Source organism: Marispirochaeta aestuarii, assembly GCF_002087085.1.
Classification (GTDB): Bacteria; Spirochaetota; Spirochaetia; order JC444; family Marispirochaetaceae; genus Marispirochaeta; species Marispirochaeta aestuarii.
This window is the reverse complement of record NZ_MWQY01000006.1, coordinates 26225-44994: the sequence shown is the minus strand read 5'-3', so window position 1 is coordinate 44994 and position 18770 is coordinate 26225. Positions and strand designations below refer to the sequence as shown.

General features: G+C 53.2%; 16 protein-coding genes. 10 read left to right on the top strand and 6 right to left on the bottom strand.

The window, feature by feature from the left end; genetic code table 11:
- Window positions 1-2: 2 nt before the first annotated feature.
- Window positions 3-764: an ABC transporter ATP-binding protein gene (locus B4O97_RS06415; protein WP_083049332.1), complete on the bottom strand. Its 762-nt coding sequence runs from the start codon at window positions 762-764 to the stop codon at window positions 3-5.
- Window positions 761-1513, bottom strand: a complete 753-nt coding sequence (locus B4O97_RS06410; protein WP_083049330.1) for an ABC transporter permease — start codon at window positions 1511-1513, stop codon at window positions 761-763. The genes B4O97_RS06415 and B4O97_RS06410 overlap by 4 nt, the downstream gene beginning before the upstream one ends.
- 239 nt (window positions 1514-1752) lie before the next feature.
- Here B4O97_RS06410 and B4O97_RS06405 point away from each other — a divergent pair, with 239 nt between their 5' ends.
- From B4O97_RS06405 to B4O97_RS06390, 4 genes are all read left to right on the top strand, one after another.
- Window positions 1753-1995 carry a hypothetical protein gene (locus B4O97_RS06405; RefSeq protein WP_083049329.1) on the top strand — a complete coding sequence of 81 codons (243 nt, stop codon included), beginning with the start codon at window positions 1753-1755 and terminating at the stop codon, window positions 1993-1995.
- Between the two features lie 41 nt (window positions 1996-2036).
- Window positions 2037-4112 carry a sodium-translocating pyrophosphatase gene (locus tag B4O97_RS06400; RefSeq protein ID WP_083049327.1) on the top strand — a complete coding sequence of 692 codons (2076 nt, stop codon included), beginning with the start codon at window positions 2037-2039 and terminating at the stop codon, window positions 4110-4112.
- Window positions 4113-4170: 58 nt separating this feature from the next.
- Window positions 4171-4962 (top strand): hypothetical protein, encoded by a 792-nt coding sequence (locus B4O97_RS06395; RefSeq protein ID WP_083049326.1) that lies wholly within the window; start codon window positions 4171-4173, stop codon window positions 4960-4962.
- An 80-nt stretch (window positions 4963-5042) separates the two neighbouring features.
- Window positions 5043-6557 (top strand): aryl-sulfate sulfotransferase, encoded by a 1515-nt coding sequence (locus B4O97_RS06390; protein WP_158084191.1) that lies wholly within the window; start codon window positions 5043-5045, stop codon window positions 6555-6557.
- An 84-nt stretch (window positions 6558-6641) separates the two neighbouring features.
- On the opposite strand, the gene B4O97_RS06385 is transcribed toward B4O97_RS06390, so the two are convergent.
- Window positions 6642-7712, bottom strand: coding sequence for an Ldh family oxidoreductase (locus B4O97_RS06385; RefSeq protein WP_083049323.1), 1071 nt, complete (start codon window positions 7710-7712; stop codon window positions 6642-6644).
- Between the two features lie 198 nt (window positions 7713-7910).
- Here B4O97_RS06385 and B4O97_RS06380 point away from each other — a divergent pair, with 198 nt between their 5' ends.
- Window positions 7911-8660, top strand: a complete 750-nt coding sequence (locus B4O97_RS06380) for an SDR family NAD(P)-dependent oxidoreductase (protein ID WP_158084190.1) — start codon at window positions 7911-7913, stop codon at window positions 8658-8660.
- Between the two features lie 24 nt (window positions 8661-8684).
- Here B4O97_RS06380 and B4O97_RS06375 read toward each other — a convergent pair whose 3' ends face one another.
- Genes B4O97_RS06375 through B4O97_RS19460 form a run of 3 tightly spaced genes read right to left on the bottom strand, consistent with a single transcriptional unit; the run spans window position 8685 to window position 13084 of the window.
- Window positions 8685-9887: a dihydrolipoamide acetyltransferase family protein gene (locus tag B4O97_RS06375; RefSeq protein WP_083049317.1), complete on the bottom strand. Its 1203-nt coding sequence runs from the start codon at window positions 9885-9887 to the stop codon at window positions 8685-8687.
- Between the two features lie 12 nt (window positions 9888-9899).
- A complete protein-coding gene (locus tag B4O97_RS06370) occupies window positions 9900-12374 on the bottom strand; it encodes an alpha-ketoacid dehydrogenase subunit alpha/beta (RefSeq protein WP_083049316.1) in 2475 nt (824 codons plus the stop codon).
- Between the two features lie 2 nt (window positions 12375-12376).
- Entirely contained in the window at window positions 12377-13084 is a 708-nt protein-coding gene (locus B4O97_RS19460) for a FadR/GntR family transcriptional regulator (protein ID WP_158084189.1), read from the bottom strand.
- Window positions 13085-13345: 261 nt separating this feature from the next.
- Between B4O97_RS19460 and B4O97_RS06360 the strand changes: the two genes are divergently transcribed.
- The 5 genes from B4O97_RS06360 (at window position 13346) to B4O97_RS06340 (ending at window position 18710) form a co-directional block, all read left to right on the top strand.
- Window positions 13346-14350: a DctP family TRAP transporter solute-binding subunit gene (locus B4O97_RS06360; RefSeq protein WP_143305570.1), complete on the top strand. Its 1005-nt coding sequence runs from the start codon at window positions 13346-13348 to the stop codon at window positions 14348-14350.
- Window positions 14351-14491: 141 nt separating this feature from the next.
- On the top strand, window positions 14492-14974 hold the full coding sequence (locus B4O97_RS06355; RefSeq protein WP_083049310.1) for a TRAP transporter small permease: 483 nt from the start codon (window positions 14492-14494) through the stop codon (window positions 14972-14974).
- A gap of 3 nt (window positions 14975-14977) precedes the next feature.
- Entirely contained in the window at window positions 14978-16249 is a 1272-nt protein-coding gene (locus B4O97_RS06350) for a TRAP transporter large permease (protein ID WP_083049308.1), read from the top strand.
- A 61-nt stretch (window positions 16250-16310) separates the two neighbouring features.
- On the top strand, window positions 16311-16976 hold the full coding sequence (locus tag B4O97_RS06345; RefSeq protein WP_158084188.1) for a GntR family transcriptional regulator: 666 nt from the start codon (window positions 16311-16313) through the stop codon (window positions 16974-16976).
- A 90-nt stretch (window positions 16977-17066) separates the two neighbouring features.
- Window positions 17067-18710: a putative manganese-dependent inorganic diphosphatase gene (locus tag B4O97_RS06340; RefSeq protein WP_083049305.1), complete on the top strand. Its 1644-nt coding sequence runs from the start codon at window positions 17067-17069 to the stop codon at window positions 18708-18710.
- Window positions 18711-18770 lie beyond the last annotated feature (60 nt).

Genomic DNA, 18770 nt, shown 5'->3' with positions numbered 1-18770 from the left:
GATTACTCCTCGTGAATATATTTTTCCGCATCTTCACGTTCCCTGTTTCGGGCCATGGATGCGAGAATCCTCTCCTGTATTGACAGGAGTTCAGGTGAAATCCTGCTTCGGGGATATGAAAGGGGAACGGGTATATCGTCGACTATCTGCGCTTTCCGCATGACAAGAACTCTATTGCCCAGATATGCTGCTTCGGCAACGTCATGGGTAACGAAGAGGACGGTAATTCCACGCTTCAGGTAGATTCGAATCAGTTCATCCTGCAGACGGGCCCTGGTCAAGGCGTCCAGGGCTCCGAAGGCTTCATCCATGAGCAGTAATTCCGGCTGTCGGCAGAGGGCCCTGCCAAGGGCTGTCCGCTGGGCCATTCCTCCGGAGAGCTGCCAGGGGTAGGCCTTTCTGAAGGGGGTAAGCGCCAGCATCTGGAGTATATCCCGTATGATTCTCTTTCTGGTTTCGGGATCCTTTTCGTGCCTGAGGGCGAGGGCGATATTCTTTTCCACATTCCTTGAGGCAATGAGCCTGGGTTCCTGAAAAACAATTCCGCTTCGTCCCTCCATGCCGGTAAACGTGACCGAGCCCTCATCCGCCGGGAGCAGGCCAATAATGATTTTAAGAAGGGTGCTCTTTCCGCAGCCGCTGTAGCCGACCAGGGAAACAAAGCCTCCCCTGGGTATGGAGAGATTGATTCCCTTCAGGGCCCGCACCTTTTTTCCGTCAAGGTTAAAACTTTTCGAGACGTTGCTGAGAGTACAACCCTTCATATCACCTCACCGGGAATCCAGGGAAAGATATGCTGAATAACACGCTGGAAAAGGATGTCCAGCAGCAGACCGGAGAGCCCGATGGCCAGAATCCCGATAAAGACGATGTCGGTTCTGGCCAGTTCCTGGGCATCCAGAATCATGTATCCCAGTCCGCTGGATGCCGCTATCATCTCCGCTCCGATCAGGGCGCGCCAGCTGTATCCGAAGGAGAGGCGCATGCCCGTCAGTACCGTTGGAAGGGCCTCGGGTAGAAGGATGTGGATGATTTTTTCCCATCTGTTCAGTTCCAGGGTGTCCCCCATTTCTATCAGCCTGGAATCCACCTGCTGAAGACCGCTGAGGGTATTGAGAAAAACAGGAAAAAAACTGGCCATGATTATCAGGACCAGTTTTGATGCCTCCCCGATACCGAACCAGAGTATAAGAAGGGGAACCATAGCCAGGGGAGGGGTGTTTCTGAGGAAATGGAGGGTACCCAGAAGGAAGGCGGATATTCGACGGTAAAAGTGGAAGAACAGGGCCATGGGGAGGGCAAAAAGAAGGGTCAGAAAAAATCCTGCGAAGACCCTCTGCAGAGATACGGCAATGTGGTGCTGCAGGATGCCCCTGCCTGTTAACGAGAGCAGCGCGGTGATAAGCTGCCCGGGCCGGGGGATCAGGTAGGGATTGACAATATCGAAGCGGCAGATCAGCAGGTAAATGCCTGTCAGAAGCAGAGGAAAAACTGAGATTTTTATGAACTTCATACCGTTTTTTTACGGTACGGTGGGGATACTCTGCTTCCGGAACCCCGGGGAGATGAGCTTCTCTTTTCCATCAGTACCAGCCTTTGGATAAGAATTGGGTTCGTGCTCCTTGAAGCCGCGACGAATGGAGGCAACCTCTCAGAATGATTCTCTTTATCATATCAGGTATGGATTTGTGCCTCAAGCGCCGGCAGGGAAAAAAACTTGCCCAGCTGTAAAAGTACCCCTATCATTAGAGTATGAAGGCCTCCCGTTGGTACAAAGCGTTCGGCGGCGGCAGGGAAGAAAAATATTATCATATCATCGAGTTCGACGAGGACGAAAGGGTCCGGGGGACTCTCTATATCTTCAATCCCCTCTTCCGGAAAGTGGTACGGGAGGAGGACAGGTATTTCGATAAAAAGTGGTGGATGGAACAGGAGCTGTACAATACGGTGCATGAGGTTGCAGAAAGTTCGGTACCGTTTTTAATGAAGTTCTAGACAGTGTCCGGCAAACCGGAAGAAACTGCGGAGAAGGTGAAATGGATGTAAACATACTTGCCTGTGCTCTGTTTGCTGTTCTGATTATGTCCCTGGTTTCTCTGATCTACGGAATTTACAAGACCCGCTGGATTTTCAGGCAGCCGGTGGAGAATGAAAAGCTTCTTCGGATAAGCGGGTATGTTTCCAACGGCGCAATGACCTTTCTCGGCCGGGAGTATCGGGTTCTGATTCCCTTTGTACTGATGGTTGCGGTTTTCCTGGCCCTGGCCAACCGAGGACAGCTCGGGTTTCAGGCCCTGACTTTTACACTGGGGGCGGCATGCTCCGCCCTTGCCGGGTTTATCGGTATGAAGGTAGCCACCGCCTCCAATGCCCGCACGACAAGCGCCGCCGAGAAGGGGCTCGCCCCCGCCCTGCTTCTCTCCTTTACCGGCGGAAGTGTCATGGGCCTGAGCGTGGTGGGACTTGCCCTTCTGGGGCTATTTGCCGTGCTTTCCGCGGTGATAATCATCTTTACCGGCCGGCAGACCCAGGCCATGACGGATATAGGGCTTCCCCTTTTGACGGGCTTTTCCATGGGAGCCTCCTCAATCGCCCTCTTTACCCGGGTGGGTGGAGGCATATATACGAAGGCCGCCGACATCGGGGCCGATCTTGTGGGAAAGCTTGAGGCCAATATCCCGGAGGACGATCCCCGTAATCCTGCCACCATAGCCGATAATGTGGGGGATAATGTGGGAGACGTCGCCGGTATGGGAGCGGACCTCTTCGAGTCCTATGTGGGTACCATTGTCGGTTGTATTATCCTCGGTCAGACTGCAATTGTCTCTCCGGAGATCAGGACGGAACTTGTGGCCCTGCCCCTGCTCCTCAGCGCCCTGGGAGTCGTCGGGTCGATCATCGGCATCCGGCTTGTGGGCCGGGGGTCCGGCATCTCTCCCCAGGCCTCCCTGAACCGCGGGTCCTATACCGCAGCCCTGATCGCCGCTCTTGGGGCATACCCCCTCTTCTGGTATATCCTGGGGGACCATCGTGTCGGGCAGGCGGGCTTTAACCAGATCTACCTCAGCTTTATTGTCGGTCTTGTTGCGGGTGTGGGTATCGGAATGCTGACCGAGTATTTTACCGGCATGAACCGCGGCCCGGTCAATGCCATCGTCAAGGCCTGCGAAACCGGCCCGGCCACCACCATTATTACCGGTATCGGAATCGGCATGCGGTCCAGCTTTCTGACAATCCTGATTATCTCCGCTGTCCTGATGCTCAGCTACCTGATGGCCGGGCTCTACGGGCTGGGAATCTCCGCCCTGGGGATGCTCTGCACCCTTGGAATTCAGCTGGCGGTTGATGCCTACGGACCAATCGCCGATAATGCCGGGGGGCTTGCCGAGATGGCGGAATTGCCGCCGGAGGTGCGAAGCGTAACCGACAGGCTGGACGCCGTGGGAAACACAACGGCGGCCATCGGAAAGGGTTTTGCCATCGGTTCCGCTGCACTGACAGCAGTTATTCTCTTTGTAGCCTTCAAGGAGCAGGCGGGAATCGAGTCCATAGATCTTACCGACCCCACGGTGCTGGTGGGGCTCTTTCTGGGGGCGGCCATTCCCTATCTCTTCTCAAGCATGGCCATGGGGGCCATCGGCCGGGCAGCCTTTGCCATGATTCAGGAGGTCCGCCGGCAGTTCAGGGAGAAACCCGGGATCCTCAGCGGGAAGGATGCTCCGGATTACAACCGCTGTATCGATATCAGTACCAGCTCCGCGCTTACGGAAATGGTTGCCCCAGGCCTTGTGGCGGCCCTGGCACCGATTGCCGTCGGATTTTTGGGGGGCACCAGAATGCTGATGGGCCTCCTCGCCGGTACCACGGTATCCGGGGTAATCCTCTCCATCTTTATGGCCAATTCCGGGGGTGCCTGGGATAATGCCAAAAAGAGCATAGAAGAGGGAGCCAGCGAAGGAAAAGGCTCGGCCAGCCACAAGGCCTCCATCGTGGGAGACACCGTGGGGGATCCCTTCAAGGATACCGCCGGCCCCTCTCTGAATATTCTGATCAAGATGATGGCCATCATTTCGCTGGTTATAGCACCTCTCCTGAAAAGCTACTGGAACTAGAGGTCCGCAGCCCGGAACAGACGCGAAAAAGCTGCCGGGATACATAAGGAGATAAAAGATGAACAGGGAAATTGAAAACCACTTGTACGCGATTCTCCATCCGAATTCAGCGCTGATCGCGTCCCAATACTGGCCGGAGCAGCTTTCGACACACTATACCTCCGGCCCCACCCGGCATTACGAAGGAAAGGTTATTTTCGCGGAGGTCGATCCGGAATTCCGTCATCCCTATTTCAATATCGAAGAGGCCATGGCGGAGCTGGAACCTCATGAAGACGGACGTCCCAAGGCGACAAAGTTTATCTCCAGCTACCGGGTCCTGGAGCACCTGGATTTCGCGGCCCTTAAAAAACTCTACCTGAGTACCCCCGAAGGATACTGTATCGGTCTGGATGAAGCTCCGTATGTACCGGATAAAAAACCGGAAAGCCTGAGGATATATGCAGAAATAGACCCCATGCAGATGCTTGTCCTCTCCACCTACAACTTTGCCGAATTCGGGAAATTTCTTACCGATCCGCTTAATCCCGTTGGGGCCCCGAAGTTTCTGTACGCCGACCTCAATCTCGACCTGGAGGATTTCCTGCTGCGCCTGGAGGAGAACCCCTTTCTTCCGCCTCCCATCCCGGGGCTGCATCCGGCCATTTTACGGGACGCCATTAACGAACTGAGGACCGTAAGCTACAAGGAGAACAAGGGCTTGAGCCTGAACAGCTATCTTGACGGTATTCCCTACAAGCTGATCGGCAAGGGCTTCATGTTTGCCTCCGCGGAGGCGCTTAAATATTTCCCCATGCCCTCTGCCCAGGATATAGAAAAGCGCAGCATGAAGTTTGCCAGAGCTCTGTAAGGGGGGAGGGACTGATCCGGGTTCTGTGCCCCGGGACGGAAATTTTACAAAACTGACAGTTTATGTCTACAATAGGGGCCATGCGTTTATTCAGGCTTATGCTTCCGGCTCTTGGTGTTCTGTTTATCGGTATCCCCGGTGTGGTCTATCTTCTGCAGCCGCCGGTGAGGATTATCTCTATCAGTGCTGCCGAAAAAGTTCCCCTGGCGGCGGAGGCGGTGATCAGGAGCAGGAGGCCTTCACGGGTCAGTCTCAGTATCAAGGGTCGTAACGGGGCGAAGGACCTCAAGGTCTCTTTTGACCGAAAATCACGAGTGCACCGCATCCCGGTCCTCGGTCTCTACCCCGACTGGAAAAATAGCATCGAATTCAGCGTTACCGATGACCGGGGCCGGGTTCACAGTCTGACCCGCAGCATACGCACAGAAGCCCTGCCTGAGGAGTACCCCGAAATTCGTGTCCGCACTCCACTGCCGGAAAAGGCGGCACCGGGGATGCTCTTTCTGCACCTCGGACATTACGATGACAGAATGAGTTACACCCCCTATCCCTCCGCCATCGATGAGGCCGGGGATGTCCGCTGGTTCTATGCCGGGGACAACGGGCATCTGCTGCGCCGTCTCGAAAACGGAAACCTCATCATTCAGCAGGAAGATTCGATTGTCGAGATTGACATGCTGGGGAGGCCCACGGGAGTCCGATGGGATATCGTTCCCCGGGACCTGCACCACGATGCGGTGGAGCTGCCCAACGGAAACTTTCTGGCCCTGAGCTCCGCGAAGGGGTCCGTCGACGACGAGGTTGTCATGATTGACCGGGCCAGCGGAATAATACTGTCCCGCTGGGACTTCCGGAAAATCCTCGATCCGGCAAGGCCTGTAATGCCGGCGAATCTGAATAAGCGGGACTGGCTCCATTTGAACGGAATAATCTATGATGCCCGGGATGACTCCATGATCGTTTCCGGTCGCGACCAGAGTGCTCTTATAAAAGTCGATATTGCTTCGGGGCGGATCGACTGGATTCTGGGAAATCATGAAAAATGGAAGGAGAGATTCCGGCCCTTCCTGCTGCAGCCGGAGGGTGAACCCTTTGAGTGGCCCTGGGGACAGCACGCCCCCATGCTCCATCCCGACGATCCCTCCCGGATTCTCCTTTTCGACAACGGAAACGAACGTTCCTATGATGAGCCTCTTCTCCCGGAGGAGAACTATTCCCGTATAGTGGAGTACCGGATAGATCCCGAGGCGGGAAAGGTGCGCCAGATCTGGCAGTACGGCAGGGAGCGGGGGAGTGAACTCTTCGCCCCTTTTATCGGCGATGCGGATTATCTTTCCAATGGAAACCGTCTGGCCTGTTTTGGCGGGATCACCAGGAATCTGGAGGGACAGGCCATGGAGCTCTTTGACTTTGAGAAGGAAAAGGTCAACATGATGAAGATTTCCGCCCGCATTATCGAGCTAACCGACGAAACCCCCGCCAGGGTTGTCCGGGAGATCATCCTTGCCGACAATGATGCTTCCACCTACGAGGGCTACCGCAGTTACCGGGCCGAAAAGATAAGTCTCTATCCGGGATCCCGCTTTGCAGAATAAGGGTACCGCTAAAACTACGTTTTTAGAGTTGTCTGTAAAAAAGAGGGCCCCGGAAGGCCCTCGTGTAAACAGGTACTGTAAGTTCTATTCCCCGGGAAAAGCGACTCCCAGTTCCGTGCCCAGGGCGACAAAGTCCGTGAGTACCGCTTCCGGGAGGGGAATCCCGTTGGCAAGACGGTCCGCCCGTATTCCCATCTCGATTTCGCCGGGTACGTAGATGCGTTCCACCCCTTCGGCTCTGGCGCAGCTCTTTACCTCCCGGATGGCCGTGTCCATGGCATCCTGAAATTCCGGAAGGTCCATAAAGCTGTCGATGCTGATCGCAGCGAACACGCTTCCCACGTCGGTGGGATCCTTGAGGTTGTCAGCCAGAAATCCGGGGAAATGGGTCCCGTATTTTGATCCGGTCATAACGCCGGAGATCATATCGATGGCCAGGGCAATGCCGTAGCCCTTGTAGCCGCCGATGGGTGCCAGCAGTCCTTTAAGGGCCTTGTGGGGATCAGTGGTGGGGCGCCCCATCTCGTCAAAAGCCCAGCCTGGTTCCAGCTCCTTGTTCTGCTTTGCGTAGAGGGTAATCCGTCCCCTGGCAACAACCGTAGTGGCAAGGTCCAGTACGAAGGGGAGTTCCCTGCCTGCAGGAATCGCGACGGAGAAGGGGTTCGTACCGAGCATCGGGGTTCGGCCGCCGGTGGGGGCAAAGCTGGCCGGTCCGTTGGTGGCGGAAAAGCCGATCATTCCATGTTCCAGGGCCTTCATGGACCAGTATGCGGCGGCACCGTAGTGGTTCGAGTGGGTTGTGGCGACAAAGGCGGTTCCGGTGCTCTTTGCTTTCTGAATTGCCAGGTTCATGGCGTAATCAGAGGCTACCTGTCCGATGCTGTTGTTGCAGTCAACCAGGGCGGTGGAGGGTTTTTCCCGGACAATATCGAGCTTTGTCCTGGGACTCAGGACTCCGGCCTGTATGCGGTTTACGTAGACCGTCAGCATGCGGGTTATTCCGTGGGTATCAACTCCCCGGAGGTTCGCTTCGATCAGGGAATCAGTCAGCAGAGCAGCGTCTTCCTTGCTGACATCCACTTTCTGAAAGATTTCTTCCGTCCATTTCCGTAATTCTTCCGCGGGAAACAGTACCCCGCCATCAACTCCTGGCATCTCAGACTCCTTGTGAGCGGTCTCCCCGGGCTGTGGCTGCGGGGACCGACGATATACCTCAGCATAAACCCAAGGGCAGACGTGAGTCAATTGTATACAAGCATAATACCAAAAAGTAGTGTATAATGATGATACCGCAGCCGGCACTACGAGGGGGCTGATTTTTACAATCCGAACAAAGGCTGCATGGAGAGGTATATGGAATTACAGGGACAGTGTGCCGTCGTAACTGGCTCGGCCCAGGGTATCGGAAAAGCTATAGCCTTCGAACTTGCCGTAAGAGGGGCGGACCTGGCTTTGTGCGATCTCAGGGAGGATGAATTGCGGAAAACCGCCGGCGAGATTCAGGCAGCGGGTTCCGTCAAGGTTTTTATCCGACGTATCGATTTGGCACAGGAAAACGAGATCGAAGGCTTTGTGGAAGAAGCGGAAAAAAGCTTTGGAAGAATCGATATTCTGGTAAACAACGCGGGAATGCATCCCCTGCACCGTATCCAGGAAATCTCCTCCTCCGAGTGGGACCTGGTCCTGCAGGTGAACCTGCGGGCGCATTTTCTGTTCTGTCGGCAAGTCCTTCCCGGAATGCGTCGGCGTAAATACGGCCGTATCATAAACATCGCCTCGGAAGCGGGCAAGAACGGGGGAACCGTCGCGGCGGCACATTACGCGGCTTCGAAGGCCGGAGTGCTGGGCTTTACCAGGAATCTCGCGCAACAAACGGGGGGCGACGGAATTACCGTAAATGCTGTCTGTCCAGGACGGATCGCAACGGCAATGGCATCAGCCGCCGGGGAAGAAGAAAACAGGAAATTCATCGAAAACAGCATTCTGAAACGAATAGGCGACCCGGAAGACGTTGCCTTTGCAGTTGCATATCTTGCAAGTCCCCGGGCCGGTTTTGTTACCGCGGAAAGTATGATGGTAAACGGCGGTACCCTGCGGGATTAGCGCGGATGCATGAATACGGCTGATTCACAGAAGCGCACGGGCTGGATCCTGAATCATTCTTTTTAGATCCGTCAAGAAGGCCGCGGCTACTGCGCCGTCAATGGCGCGGTGGTCGCAGGATAAGGTTGTCCGCATCATGCGCCGTATCTCCACGCTGTCGTCTCCGTTTACCACAGTTTCTTTGCCTGCCCGGCCGAGGGCCAGGATTGCTGACGCCGGGGGATTAATAATCGCCGTAAATTCTTCTACCTCGTAGCTGCCCAGGTTGCTGATGGTGAAACCGGCCTCCTGGTATTCTTCCGGCTGCAAACGTCCCTGTCGGGCCTTTTCTATCAGCTCCTTCAGCTCTCCGTCGATCTGGATAATCCCCTTGCTTCCGCAGTTTCTCACAACCGGAGTTATAAGACCATCCTCCAGCGAAACAGCCAGTCCGATGTCGGCGGTATCGTGGATCTCTATATACGATTCTTTCCAGCTGGAATTGAGCCGCGGATGCCGCTTGAGGGCCTCCGCGCTGAGCTTCATGAAAAAGGCGTTAAGGGAGATCTTCGTGCCTGTTTCCGAGGAAATACCTTCCCTGAGCTCCATCAGCCGGTCCACGGAAACCGCCGCCCGCAGAAAGATATGGGGCGCGGTAAAGAAGGACCCGGACAGACGCTCGGCGATCACCTTGCGCATGCCGGTTACCGGCAGCCGCTGTCCCCCCATGTCGTTGTCCGGACGGGGCGGAGCCGCGGCGGTCATGAGCCTGCGGATATCATCGACAATGATTCTGCCCCCGGGTCCGCTTCCCTTGATGTCGTTCACGGCGATACCGTGTTTTTCCGCAAGATTTCGTGCCCTGGGAGAGATGCGGCGGCCTCTTCCGCCGGCTCCCGGAAATTCAGTAACCCGAGACGATCGGTCTGCAGGGTGTTCAGCCGGGACCGGCAAGGGCTTGGCTCCGCTCTGCGGAGCAGCGGGAGTTTTTTCGATGCTGAACTCTTCGCCGGGTTCACCGATGACAAGAACCGCATCCTTGATGGGGACCTCGTCTCCCGGAGCGGCTAAAAGTTTGAGAACGGTGCCGGCGGATTCGGCTTCCACATCGAAAACGGCTTTACCGGTTTCCAGAGAAAAGAGGAGCTGCCCGGGGCGTACAAGGTCTCCCTCGCGTACATGCCATTCACTCAAGAGGGCGCTCTCTTCGGTCAGTCCTTTTTGGGGCATACGAACAAATTCTGCCATGGCGGTTTCCTCCTAAATACCTAGATTTTCCTGCCGCAGCTTCTCCGCAAGACTCAGGTCGAAAAGCGGGGAGTAGCCGGGGAGGGGCTTTATTCGTTCGTGGACGGCGTCCAGAATCATCTGTTTCGAGGGGAAGAAATATTTCTCCAGCTCCGGGCAGGGGGATACCCAGTTGTGGGCACCCAAAGAAACCGGCGGAGCATCGAGCTCCTCAAAACAAAACTCGCTTATGTTGGCGGCAATGGTCTTGGCGTATCCTCCGCGTTCACAGGCATCGTGGACAACTATAATGCGTCCTGTTTTGCGGACGGATTCGATAACAGTCTGGTAATCGAAGGGAATCAGACTTCTTGCATCGATAACCTCCGCCTTTAACTGCCATTTTTGGGCGAGTTCTTCCGCGGCTTCCAGGGCCGGATAGAGAGCCGGACCTATGCTGAGGATGGTAAGATCACTGCCTTTCAGTTTTACATCGCATTTCCCGATGGGTACTTCATAACAGTCACGCGGGACTCCCTCGGGGGCGAAAAGTTCGCCCGTATCATACAGTTTTTGGCTTTCGAAAAACATGACGGGGTCTGTCAGTCCCAGGGCCGAGTTCAACAGTCCTTTTGCGTCATAAGGAGTCGCGGGATACAGGATTTTGAGGCCTGGTATGTGGGCGGCCAGAGAGCTCCAGTCCTGGGAGTGCTGAGCCCCGTAGGCGTGTCCGACGGAGACCCGGACAACACAGGGCATCCGCACAAGGCCGGCGCTCATTCCCTGCCATTTTGCGAGCTGGTTGAAGAGCTCATCCGCCGCCCTGCCGAGAAAATCACACCACATGATTTCGGGGACGGCCCGTCCTCCGCACATGGCATATCCCACCGCCGCGGAAATAATGGCTGCTTCGGCTATGGGCGCATTGAAAAGCCTGTGCCGCGGTACTGATTCGTAGAGACCCTGCAGAACGCCGAAGGAGTTCCCGTGTTCACGCACGTCTTCGCCGAAGAGGATCATGGTCGGGTCCTCATAAAACTTGTCTATCAGAGCTTCAAAGATTGCGTCGCGATAGGAAAACACCTTGAGGGGCGATACCTTGTTTCCGTTTTCATCGAGACCGCGCCGCACTTTTGCGGATATCTTTTTATAACGGCTGTTTTCGCTCTTTTTCCCGAGGACCTCAGGATCATCATCAGACAATCTCGTGATCTTCTGGTTGGAAAACATGTATTTGGCAATAGCGTCAGGATCGGCGTGCATATTCATGCGGGGAGATTCCTGCAGTCCGGTCGCGTATTTAAGAACTAGGGTGATCTTTTCCTTCACGCTGCCGTCAATCGTGTCTGTCAGATTCGAATCGAGCAGCCCTTCCTCCAGCAGTTCCTTGCGATACGAACCCAGACAGTCGACACCCATCCAGCCTTCCATCTCTTCTCTGGACCTGTATGCGTTGGGATCGGTGGCGGAGTGACCGGCGTGACGGTATACGATTGTATCAAGCAGGACCGGTCCTTTCCGTTCAAGAACAGCACGCTTTTTGCGCTGGAAGGCATCGATAACCGCAAAAAGGTTGTATCCGTCGACCCGTTCGGAAAGCAGCGCGTCCTGGTTAAAAGCTGCCCCGATTCGGGCGAGAACGTCGAAACCGAGGGTCTCCCCCGAGGTCTGGCCGCTCATGGCATAGTAATTGTTCATGAAGTTAAAGATTATCGGTAAACCGCCCCGGTACTTTTCGTCCCAGAGTTTATTGAGCTGGTCCATGGTTGAAAAGAGCATGGCCTCCCAGGCATGGCCGGTACTGATGGAACCGTCTCCCGAGTTGACGATGACAATGCCGTTTTCCCCTCGCAGCCGCTTGTAAAGGGCCGCCCCCGCGCCTATTCCCGCGGAGGCTCCGACGATTGCGTTGTTGGGATAGATTCCGAAGGGGGTAAAAAAGACGTGCATCGAGTTGCCGAGTCCCCCGGTAAAACCTATCTCCCGGCCGAAGAGTTCAGTCATGAAGCCGTACAGCAGAAAGAGTTCGGCGGTTTCCCGAGCGTTCAGGGATGAGGGAGCAAATTTTTCGACGGAACGCAGGAGAGCTCCATGGCGGAAATCCTCCATAATCTGTACCAGGGCCTTCTCCTCCAAGCGGCGGATGGCGGAAAGCCCCCGGGCCAGGACCTCGCCATGGCTGCGGTGAGTCCCGAAGGTGTAATCATCCAGGTCCAGGGCGTAGGCCTGTCCGACTGCTGCTGCTTCCTGTCCCTGGGAAAGGTGGGCGGGACCGGTGTATGAATACTCGATGCCGTTGTACTCTTTTACGGTCCTGACCGCCTGTACCATGTTTTCGAATTCGCGAATAAGGCGCATATCGTGGTACATGGCAGTCAGGTCGTCCGCCGAATAATCGTTCTTTACATCTTTAAGGCGTTTGGTGTAACTGTTCAGGGGAATCTCAACGGTTTTTAGAACTCCCTTTTTTCGTACATCCTGGGGTTTTATTACTTGTTCCGACGGCATCTTCAGCCTCCCTCTTTAAAGTGGTCATCTATTAATTTTAACGTATGCTCAGCATGGGCATCGACCAGATCCAGGCATTGGACTTTATCCCGTTTTTTCATTGCCGAAAGTATGTTGCGATGGTCCGCTACAGCGATACCGCGTGCAGTGGGGTAGGCGATTACGGTGGAGACTGCGCGGGTCATCATTTTGTAAATAAGCCGATAGACGGACGTCAGAATAGGGTTTCGGGAGAGTTCGATGATGGTCTCATGAAAACGGGCATCCAGCAGCCCGAGTTTTGCCGTCTCCGTTTCTTTTTCCAGAGAGTCGACAATCGCCTCAAGCTCTTCCAGTTCTTTGTCTTCCGCGACGGAAACCGCCTGGGCTATGGCGCCGGCTTCCAGAATTCTGCGGGTCTGCAGCAGGTGAACCAGGGTGTTCCGATCCAGGGCTCCGCCGAATCCCAGGAAATCAAACACATTTTCCGCGAAACGATCGGTGACGAAAGTTCCGCCTCCCTGAATTGATTCCAGAATCCCGTAGGCTTCGAGAATACGGACCGCCTCGCGCAGGGATGTCCTGCTGACGCCGAGCTGGGTACAGAGTTCCCTCTCCGGCGGAAGTTTGTCCCCAATTTTCAAGCTGCCTTCCCCTATGGCTTGACGAAACTTCTCGACAATCTGCCGTGCGCGGGTATTGGTTTTGATTTCCTGGAATAGCGGTGTCATAATTGGTATGATGATATTATCATAGTATAATAAACTTGTCGAGACAATTCTTACTGAGAGCATCAGCGTTTCTAAGGTTATTTTAGATGCGCCGAATCGATGAGGGGAAGCCGGAAGGATATGTTCAAACAACCGCGATTTTTTTATTGACAAATCCTGAAAACAGCAACTAACATAAATATTACACATATTTAACAAGTATATATTGCGTATGCAAGACTGTTTGGTTTTGTATGAATTGTTTCTCAGAGGAGGAGTATTGTGAAAAAACAAATGATTGTGCTGCTCGCTTTGGTGCTGGTGTTTTCTTTTACTGTCAGCAGCTTTGCGAACGGCGGTCAGGAACAGGGCGACAAAACAGAGGTTGTCAAATTCTCTACCCCGGTTGCGCCTGACCATCCGAACAATGTGGCGGCTCTGAAGTTTGCCGAGATTGTAAACGCGGAATCCGGCGGAAGACTGAAGGTAGAAGTTTTCCCTGCAAACCAGCTGGGTAATGTGAAGGATGTAATCGAGCTGGTAATGACAGGCAGTGTACATATGTACATGGGCGGAACATCCGAAACGAGTCTTTTCCAGCCCGAATTCGCCGTAATGGATTGTCCCTACCTGTTCAGGGATTACGACCATCTCATGAAGGCGGCGGAAAGTGATGTTGTTCAGGAGATATCCGACAAGTTGGAGAAGAATCGGGGAGTGAAAATTCTCACAGCGCAAATTTATTATGGGACGCGTCATCTGACCACCCGCGATAAAGCCATATATGCGCCCAGCGATCTCGAAGGCATGCTGGTGCGGGCGCCGGATCAGCCTGTCTACCTCGAAGCGGTTCGTGCCATGGGTGCCACTCCGACTCCCGTTGCCTTCTCGGATCTTTATATGGCTCTGAAGCAGGGAGTGGTCGACGGCCAGGAAAACCCGATTCCGACCATCTACACCTACAAATACTATGAGGCCCAAAAGTACATAATGCTGACCGGTCATATGCGGCGTGTAAATGTTATCGGCGCAAGCTCAGTATGGTACAATTCTTTGTCCGAGGATCTGAAAAAGGTTGTCGATAAAGCCATCGACGAAGCCGTAAAGCTGAATAATGATCTTACGATCAAGCAGGAAGCCGATATGCTTAAAGATCTGAAAGAACTTGGAATGGAGGTTATTGAACCCGATGTCCAGGCTTTCTTCGAAGCAGCGAAGGATGTTCCCGCCAAGTTTGAAAAACAATGGGGAAAGGATACTGCACGGCGTATCGCCGAAATACGGTAATCTTTTTCATAAACTGCACTGCAACGCGATAAGAGTGTATCTTATCGCGTTATTTTATAGTTACAGGGCACCTGTAAAAACCTGGTAAGGAGTAGTTTTACGAGCTGCCCTGCTGTTTAAATACACATAAAGGATTCGGATATGAAAAAGATTACCGGCTACATCGATAGAGTGACGGATGTCTTCTGCATAAGCCTGATGAGTGTCGCGTTTCTGATAACTTTTTTTCATATAATCGGCCGGTATGTACTCAGAAATCCGATATATTTTTCTGAGGAATTGGCACGATACTGCTTTATCTGGGCATCCATGCTCGGGGCGGCTGTAGTAAACCGGCACGATGAACATACCAGCGTTACCTATTTTATCAATCTTTTGCCCCCTCGTGTTCAGGATGTCATATACATTTTACGGGAGCTTCTTATTGTAGTTATTCTGTGTGTCCTGATTTTCCAGGGGATCCGGCTTTCTTACACAATGCGGACGGTTCAGACCGCCGCACTCGCTTTATCATGGGCTCTTGTTTACATCTCTCTGCCCATCGGATCGGCCTTGATGATAATATCCACCCTGCATTTGATTAAAGAAAAGATTGGCGAGATGCTGAATCCGGAGAGGGGGTAAAACGTGCTGTTTCTTATTGGTGGCTTTTTGCTTCTTATCGTAATTGGTTTTCCCATAGTATTTTCTCTTGCGCTTATTTCGTTTTTTTATCTGCTTGCCTTCGACATTCCCGTCATCACTATGGCACAGAAGATGGTATCAGGAATCGATTCCTATGCTCTTTTGGCGGTACCGTTTTTTATACTTGCCGGCAATCTGATGAATAACGGCGGTGTTACCCAACGGCTGTTTCGCTTTGCTTCGTCCCTTGTGGGCTGGATTCCCGGCGGGCTGGGTCATGCAAACGTTGTTGCCAGTATGATTTTCGCCGGTATGTCCGGGGCCGCCATTGCGGATGCCGGAGGACTGGGGACTATCGAAATCAAAGCCATGAAAGACGAGGGTTTCGATATAGATTTTGCTGCTGGGGTAACAGCGGCCTCATCGACTATAGGGCCGATTATTCCGCCGAGTATTCCGATGGTAATTTATGCCTCCATAGCGAATGTTTCGGTGGGGAAACTTTTTCTTGCCGGGGCGCTTCCCGGATTATTAATGGGTCTCGCGCTGATGATCCTGATTTTCATCATTGCAGAAATGCGAAAATATCCGGTCCATTCCAGGTTCGATATTCGGGAGGCGGGAAACGCATTTGCGGAAGGCTTTCTTCCCCTGATTACCCCGGGAATCATTCTCGGCGGAATTCTGGGAGGTGTGTTCAGCCCGACGGAAGCAGCGATTGTAGCCTCCACCTATGCCCTGATTCTGGGAATGTTCGTCTATAAGGAGATTAAATTTTCCGATCTGTATCATATCATTATGGAAACGGTAAAAACCACCAGCATGGTGATCTACATAATATCCGCGGCCTCCATTTACGGTTTTCTCCTTGGCAGGGAGCAGGTACCTCAGAGCGTCGGTACATTTCTTTTTACCATCTCCCAGACACCGGCGGTGATTATTTTCATAATAATCGTATTCCTGCTCATTATCGGCTGCTTCCTGGAAACGACCGCCTCGCTCATTCTGCTTACACCAATACTTGTGCCGCCGATTTTGCAGCTCGGTCTTGACCCGGTTCACTTTGGTGTTCTTATGGTGCTGACTCTGATGATAGGCCTGATAACGCCCCCCGTAGGGGTTGTGCTGTATATTACATCGAATATCGCCCGAATATCCTTCGAGAAGACAATGAAGGCGACGCTGCCGTTTCTTGTTCCACTGGTAATCGTTCTCCTGTGCGTGGCCTACTGGCCCGAAATGGTGATGTTTCTGCCTAATCTCCTTATAAAATAGTGCTTGATAATAATCTCCCGCGTATTGATACAGGGTACCAATGCGCGGGAACTTTATAGCAATGATAATCTATAAAGGTCCGGTGCTCATGAACATTGGAAAGACGGAATATGCCTATAATGAAATAAAAAGAAAAATTTGCGAAGGCGAGCTCTCCCCTCTGCAGGATATCGTCGAGGAAGGCCTGCAGCGGGAGTTACGCATCAGCAGAACCCCGATCCGTGAAGCCCTCCAGCGTCTTCATAAGGAGGGATTTGTCTATATTTATCCCCGCAAAGGGACCATCGTTACAGAGGTAACCCGCGATCTGATTTATGATATATTCCTGGCACGGCAGCTGAATGAACCGTTTTGTACTGTTCTGGCGGGTTCGATCATTTCCCGCGAATGGCTAAAGGAAAAGCGGAGGGCCTTTAAAGAGCCGCCTGCCGATATATCCGGGGATAATTTACGACAATATTACATAAAGCATGACAGGGAGCTGCATACCAGGATTATCGAATCCTGTGGAAACCGTTTCGTAGCTAATCTTCTTTCCATTGTGCATGACCATAATCATCGTATCCGTATGAAAACCTCCAATCCCGCAAACGAAAACTACGATCATTCAGTAGAGGAACACACCGCAATAATTGACGCTCTGCTGACGGGGAAGGAAAAGGAAATCGAAGCTGCCGTCCTGGGGCATATACAGAACTCCCGGGACATTTCGCTCAAGTACTACTAACCCGATAGCCCGATAGCCTCACTTGTCCTGAGCCAGATCCTCCGTTAATTCTGCTTGTCGTCTTCCCCGCTCTCCGTCTATAGTAGCTCCATGGAAACAGTCTATGTAACAGGACATCGGAACCCCGATATGGATTCCGTCTGCTCCGCCTGGTGTTATGCCGCCCTGAAGAACCGAATCGATCCTGATCACAGCTATCTTCCGGTCCGCTGCGGGGCCATGAATGCCCAGACTCGCTATGTTTTTGAAAAACTCGGGATCGAGCCGCCTCTACTGGTTAAGGATGTCTACCCCAAGGTCGCTGACGTTGCAAAGCGGGATGTTATAACCCTGGATGTTATGGACCCGGTATACACGGCCATCAAGGAGCTGGATGAACGGACCTTGAGCATGATTCCAGTGTTTCAGAACATGCATGAGTTCAAGGGTATTGTCAGTCTCCACGAGATATCCGGGTTCCTGATCAGCGACAACCTGCACACCAGGCCGGTATACCGTTTTTTGACGGACAACTTTAAACGGGTCCTTCCGGGTTATTTTTACCGCATTGGAGAGGAGCGCGAAATCTCCGCTCCCATCATGATCGGGGCCATGCCCTACGAAATCAGTGTGCAGCGTATCCGGGAACTGGGAGACGTCAAGCCGATCCTCATCGTGGGGCTCAGGAACGAGCTTATCAACTACGCGGTGGAGAATGATTTTCCCGCCATTGTGCTTACCGGACTTGACGAGGACAAACCCGTTTCGGTGGATTTTTCTTCCTACAGGGGCTCGGTATTTGTATCTCACATCGATACTGCGGAGACCGTACGCCTTTTAAGGCTTTCCGCACCACTAAAGGATATAATCAATTCCGATCCGGTTTCCGTGCAGAGTGACGAGAACTACGAAACCGCCAAGGCCCGGCTGGTAAACTCCGATTACCGGGGTCTTCCGGTTTTCGAGGGAAAGCAGTTCTCCGGTATCGTAACCCGGCGCTGTTTTATCGGTAAACCCCGGCGGAGTATAATCCTGGTGGACCACAACGAGATTTCCCAGAGTGTTCCCGGTGCGGAGGAGGCCAGAATCCTGGAGGTTGTGGATCATCACCGCCTGGGCTTTGAGAGAACCAGGGAACCGATTTCCATGAAGATTGAACCCGTGGGCAGCACCTGCACCATTGTGTTTCACGAGTACCTTTTTCACGGTGTGGAAATCGACAGGACTACCGCGACCCTGCTTTTGGGGGGAATCCTCGCGGATACGGTCATGCTGAAGTCTCCTACAACCACGGAGGCCGAGCGCCGGGCAGTGGAAGAGCTCGGAAAGCTGGCGGAAGTGGACTGGAAGAGCTGGGGGCAGGACCTCTTCAGCCATTCGGCATCCATTAAAAACCGGCAGGCCAGGGATGTTGTGGAGTCGGACTTCAAAGAGTATTTTGAAGGGGGAGTGCACTTTGGCATAGGCCAGGCGGAGGTCGTTACCCTGGAGGATGTTCCGGAGGTTAAGGATGAATTACTGGCGGTTATCGGCACGGTTAGGATGAAAAAAAGCCTGGACTGGGTTCTTCTGCTTATTTCCGATGTAATGAAGGGAGAGAGCATCCTTCTGTCCAGCGGGTTTGAAGCGGGAGAGAAAAAGCTGATCTATAAAAAGACTCAGGACAACGAGTTTTACCTGCCGGGGATCTTGAGCAGAAAAAAGCAGGTCCTACCGGAGATTTTGAGGGTTGTGGAGGAACTGGAATTGGCGTAAACTGATACCTGCATTTTATTCGTTGCCTGTTCTGGCTTTTCGATTTAGAATATTTGCTAG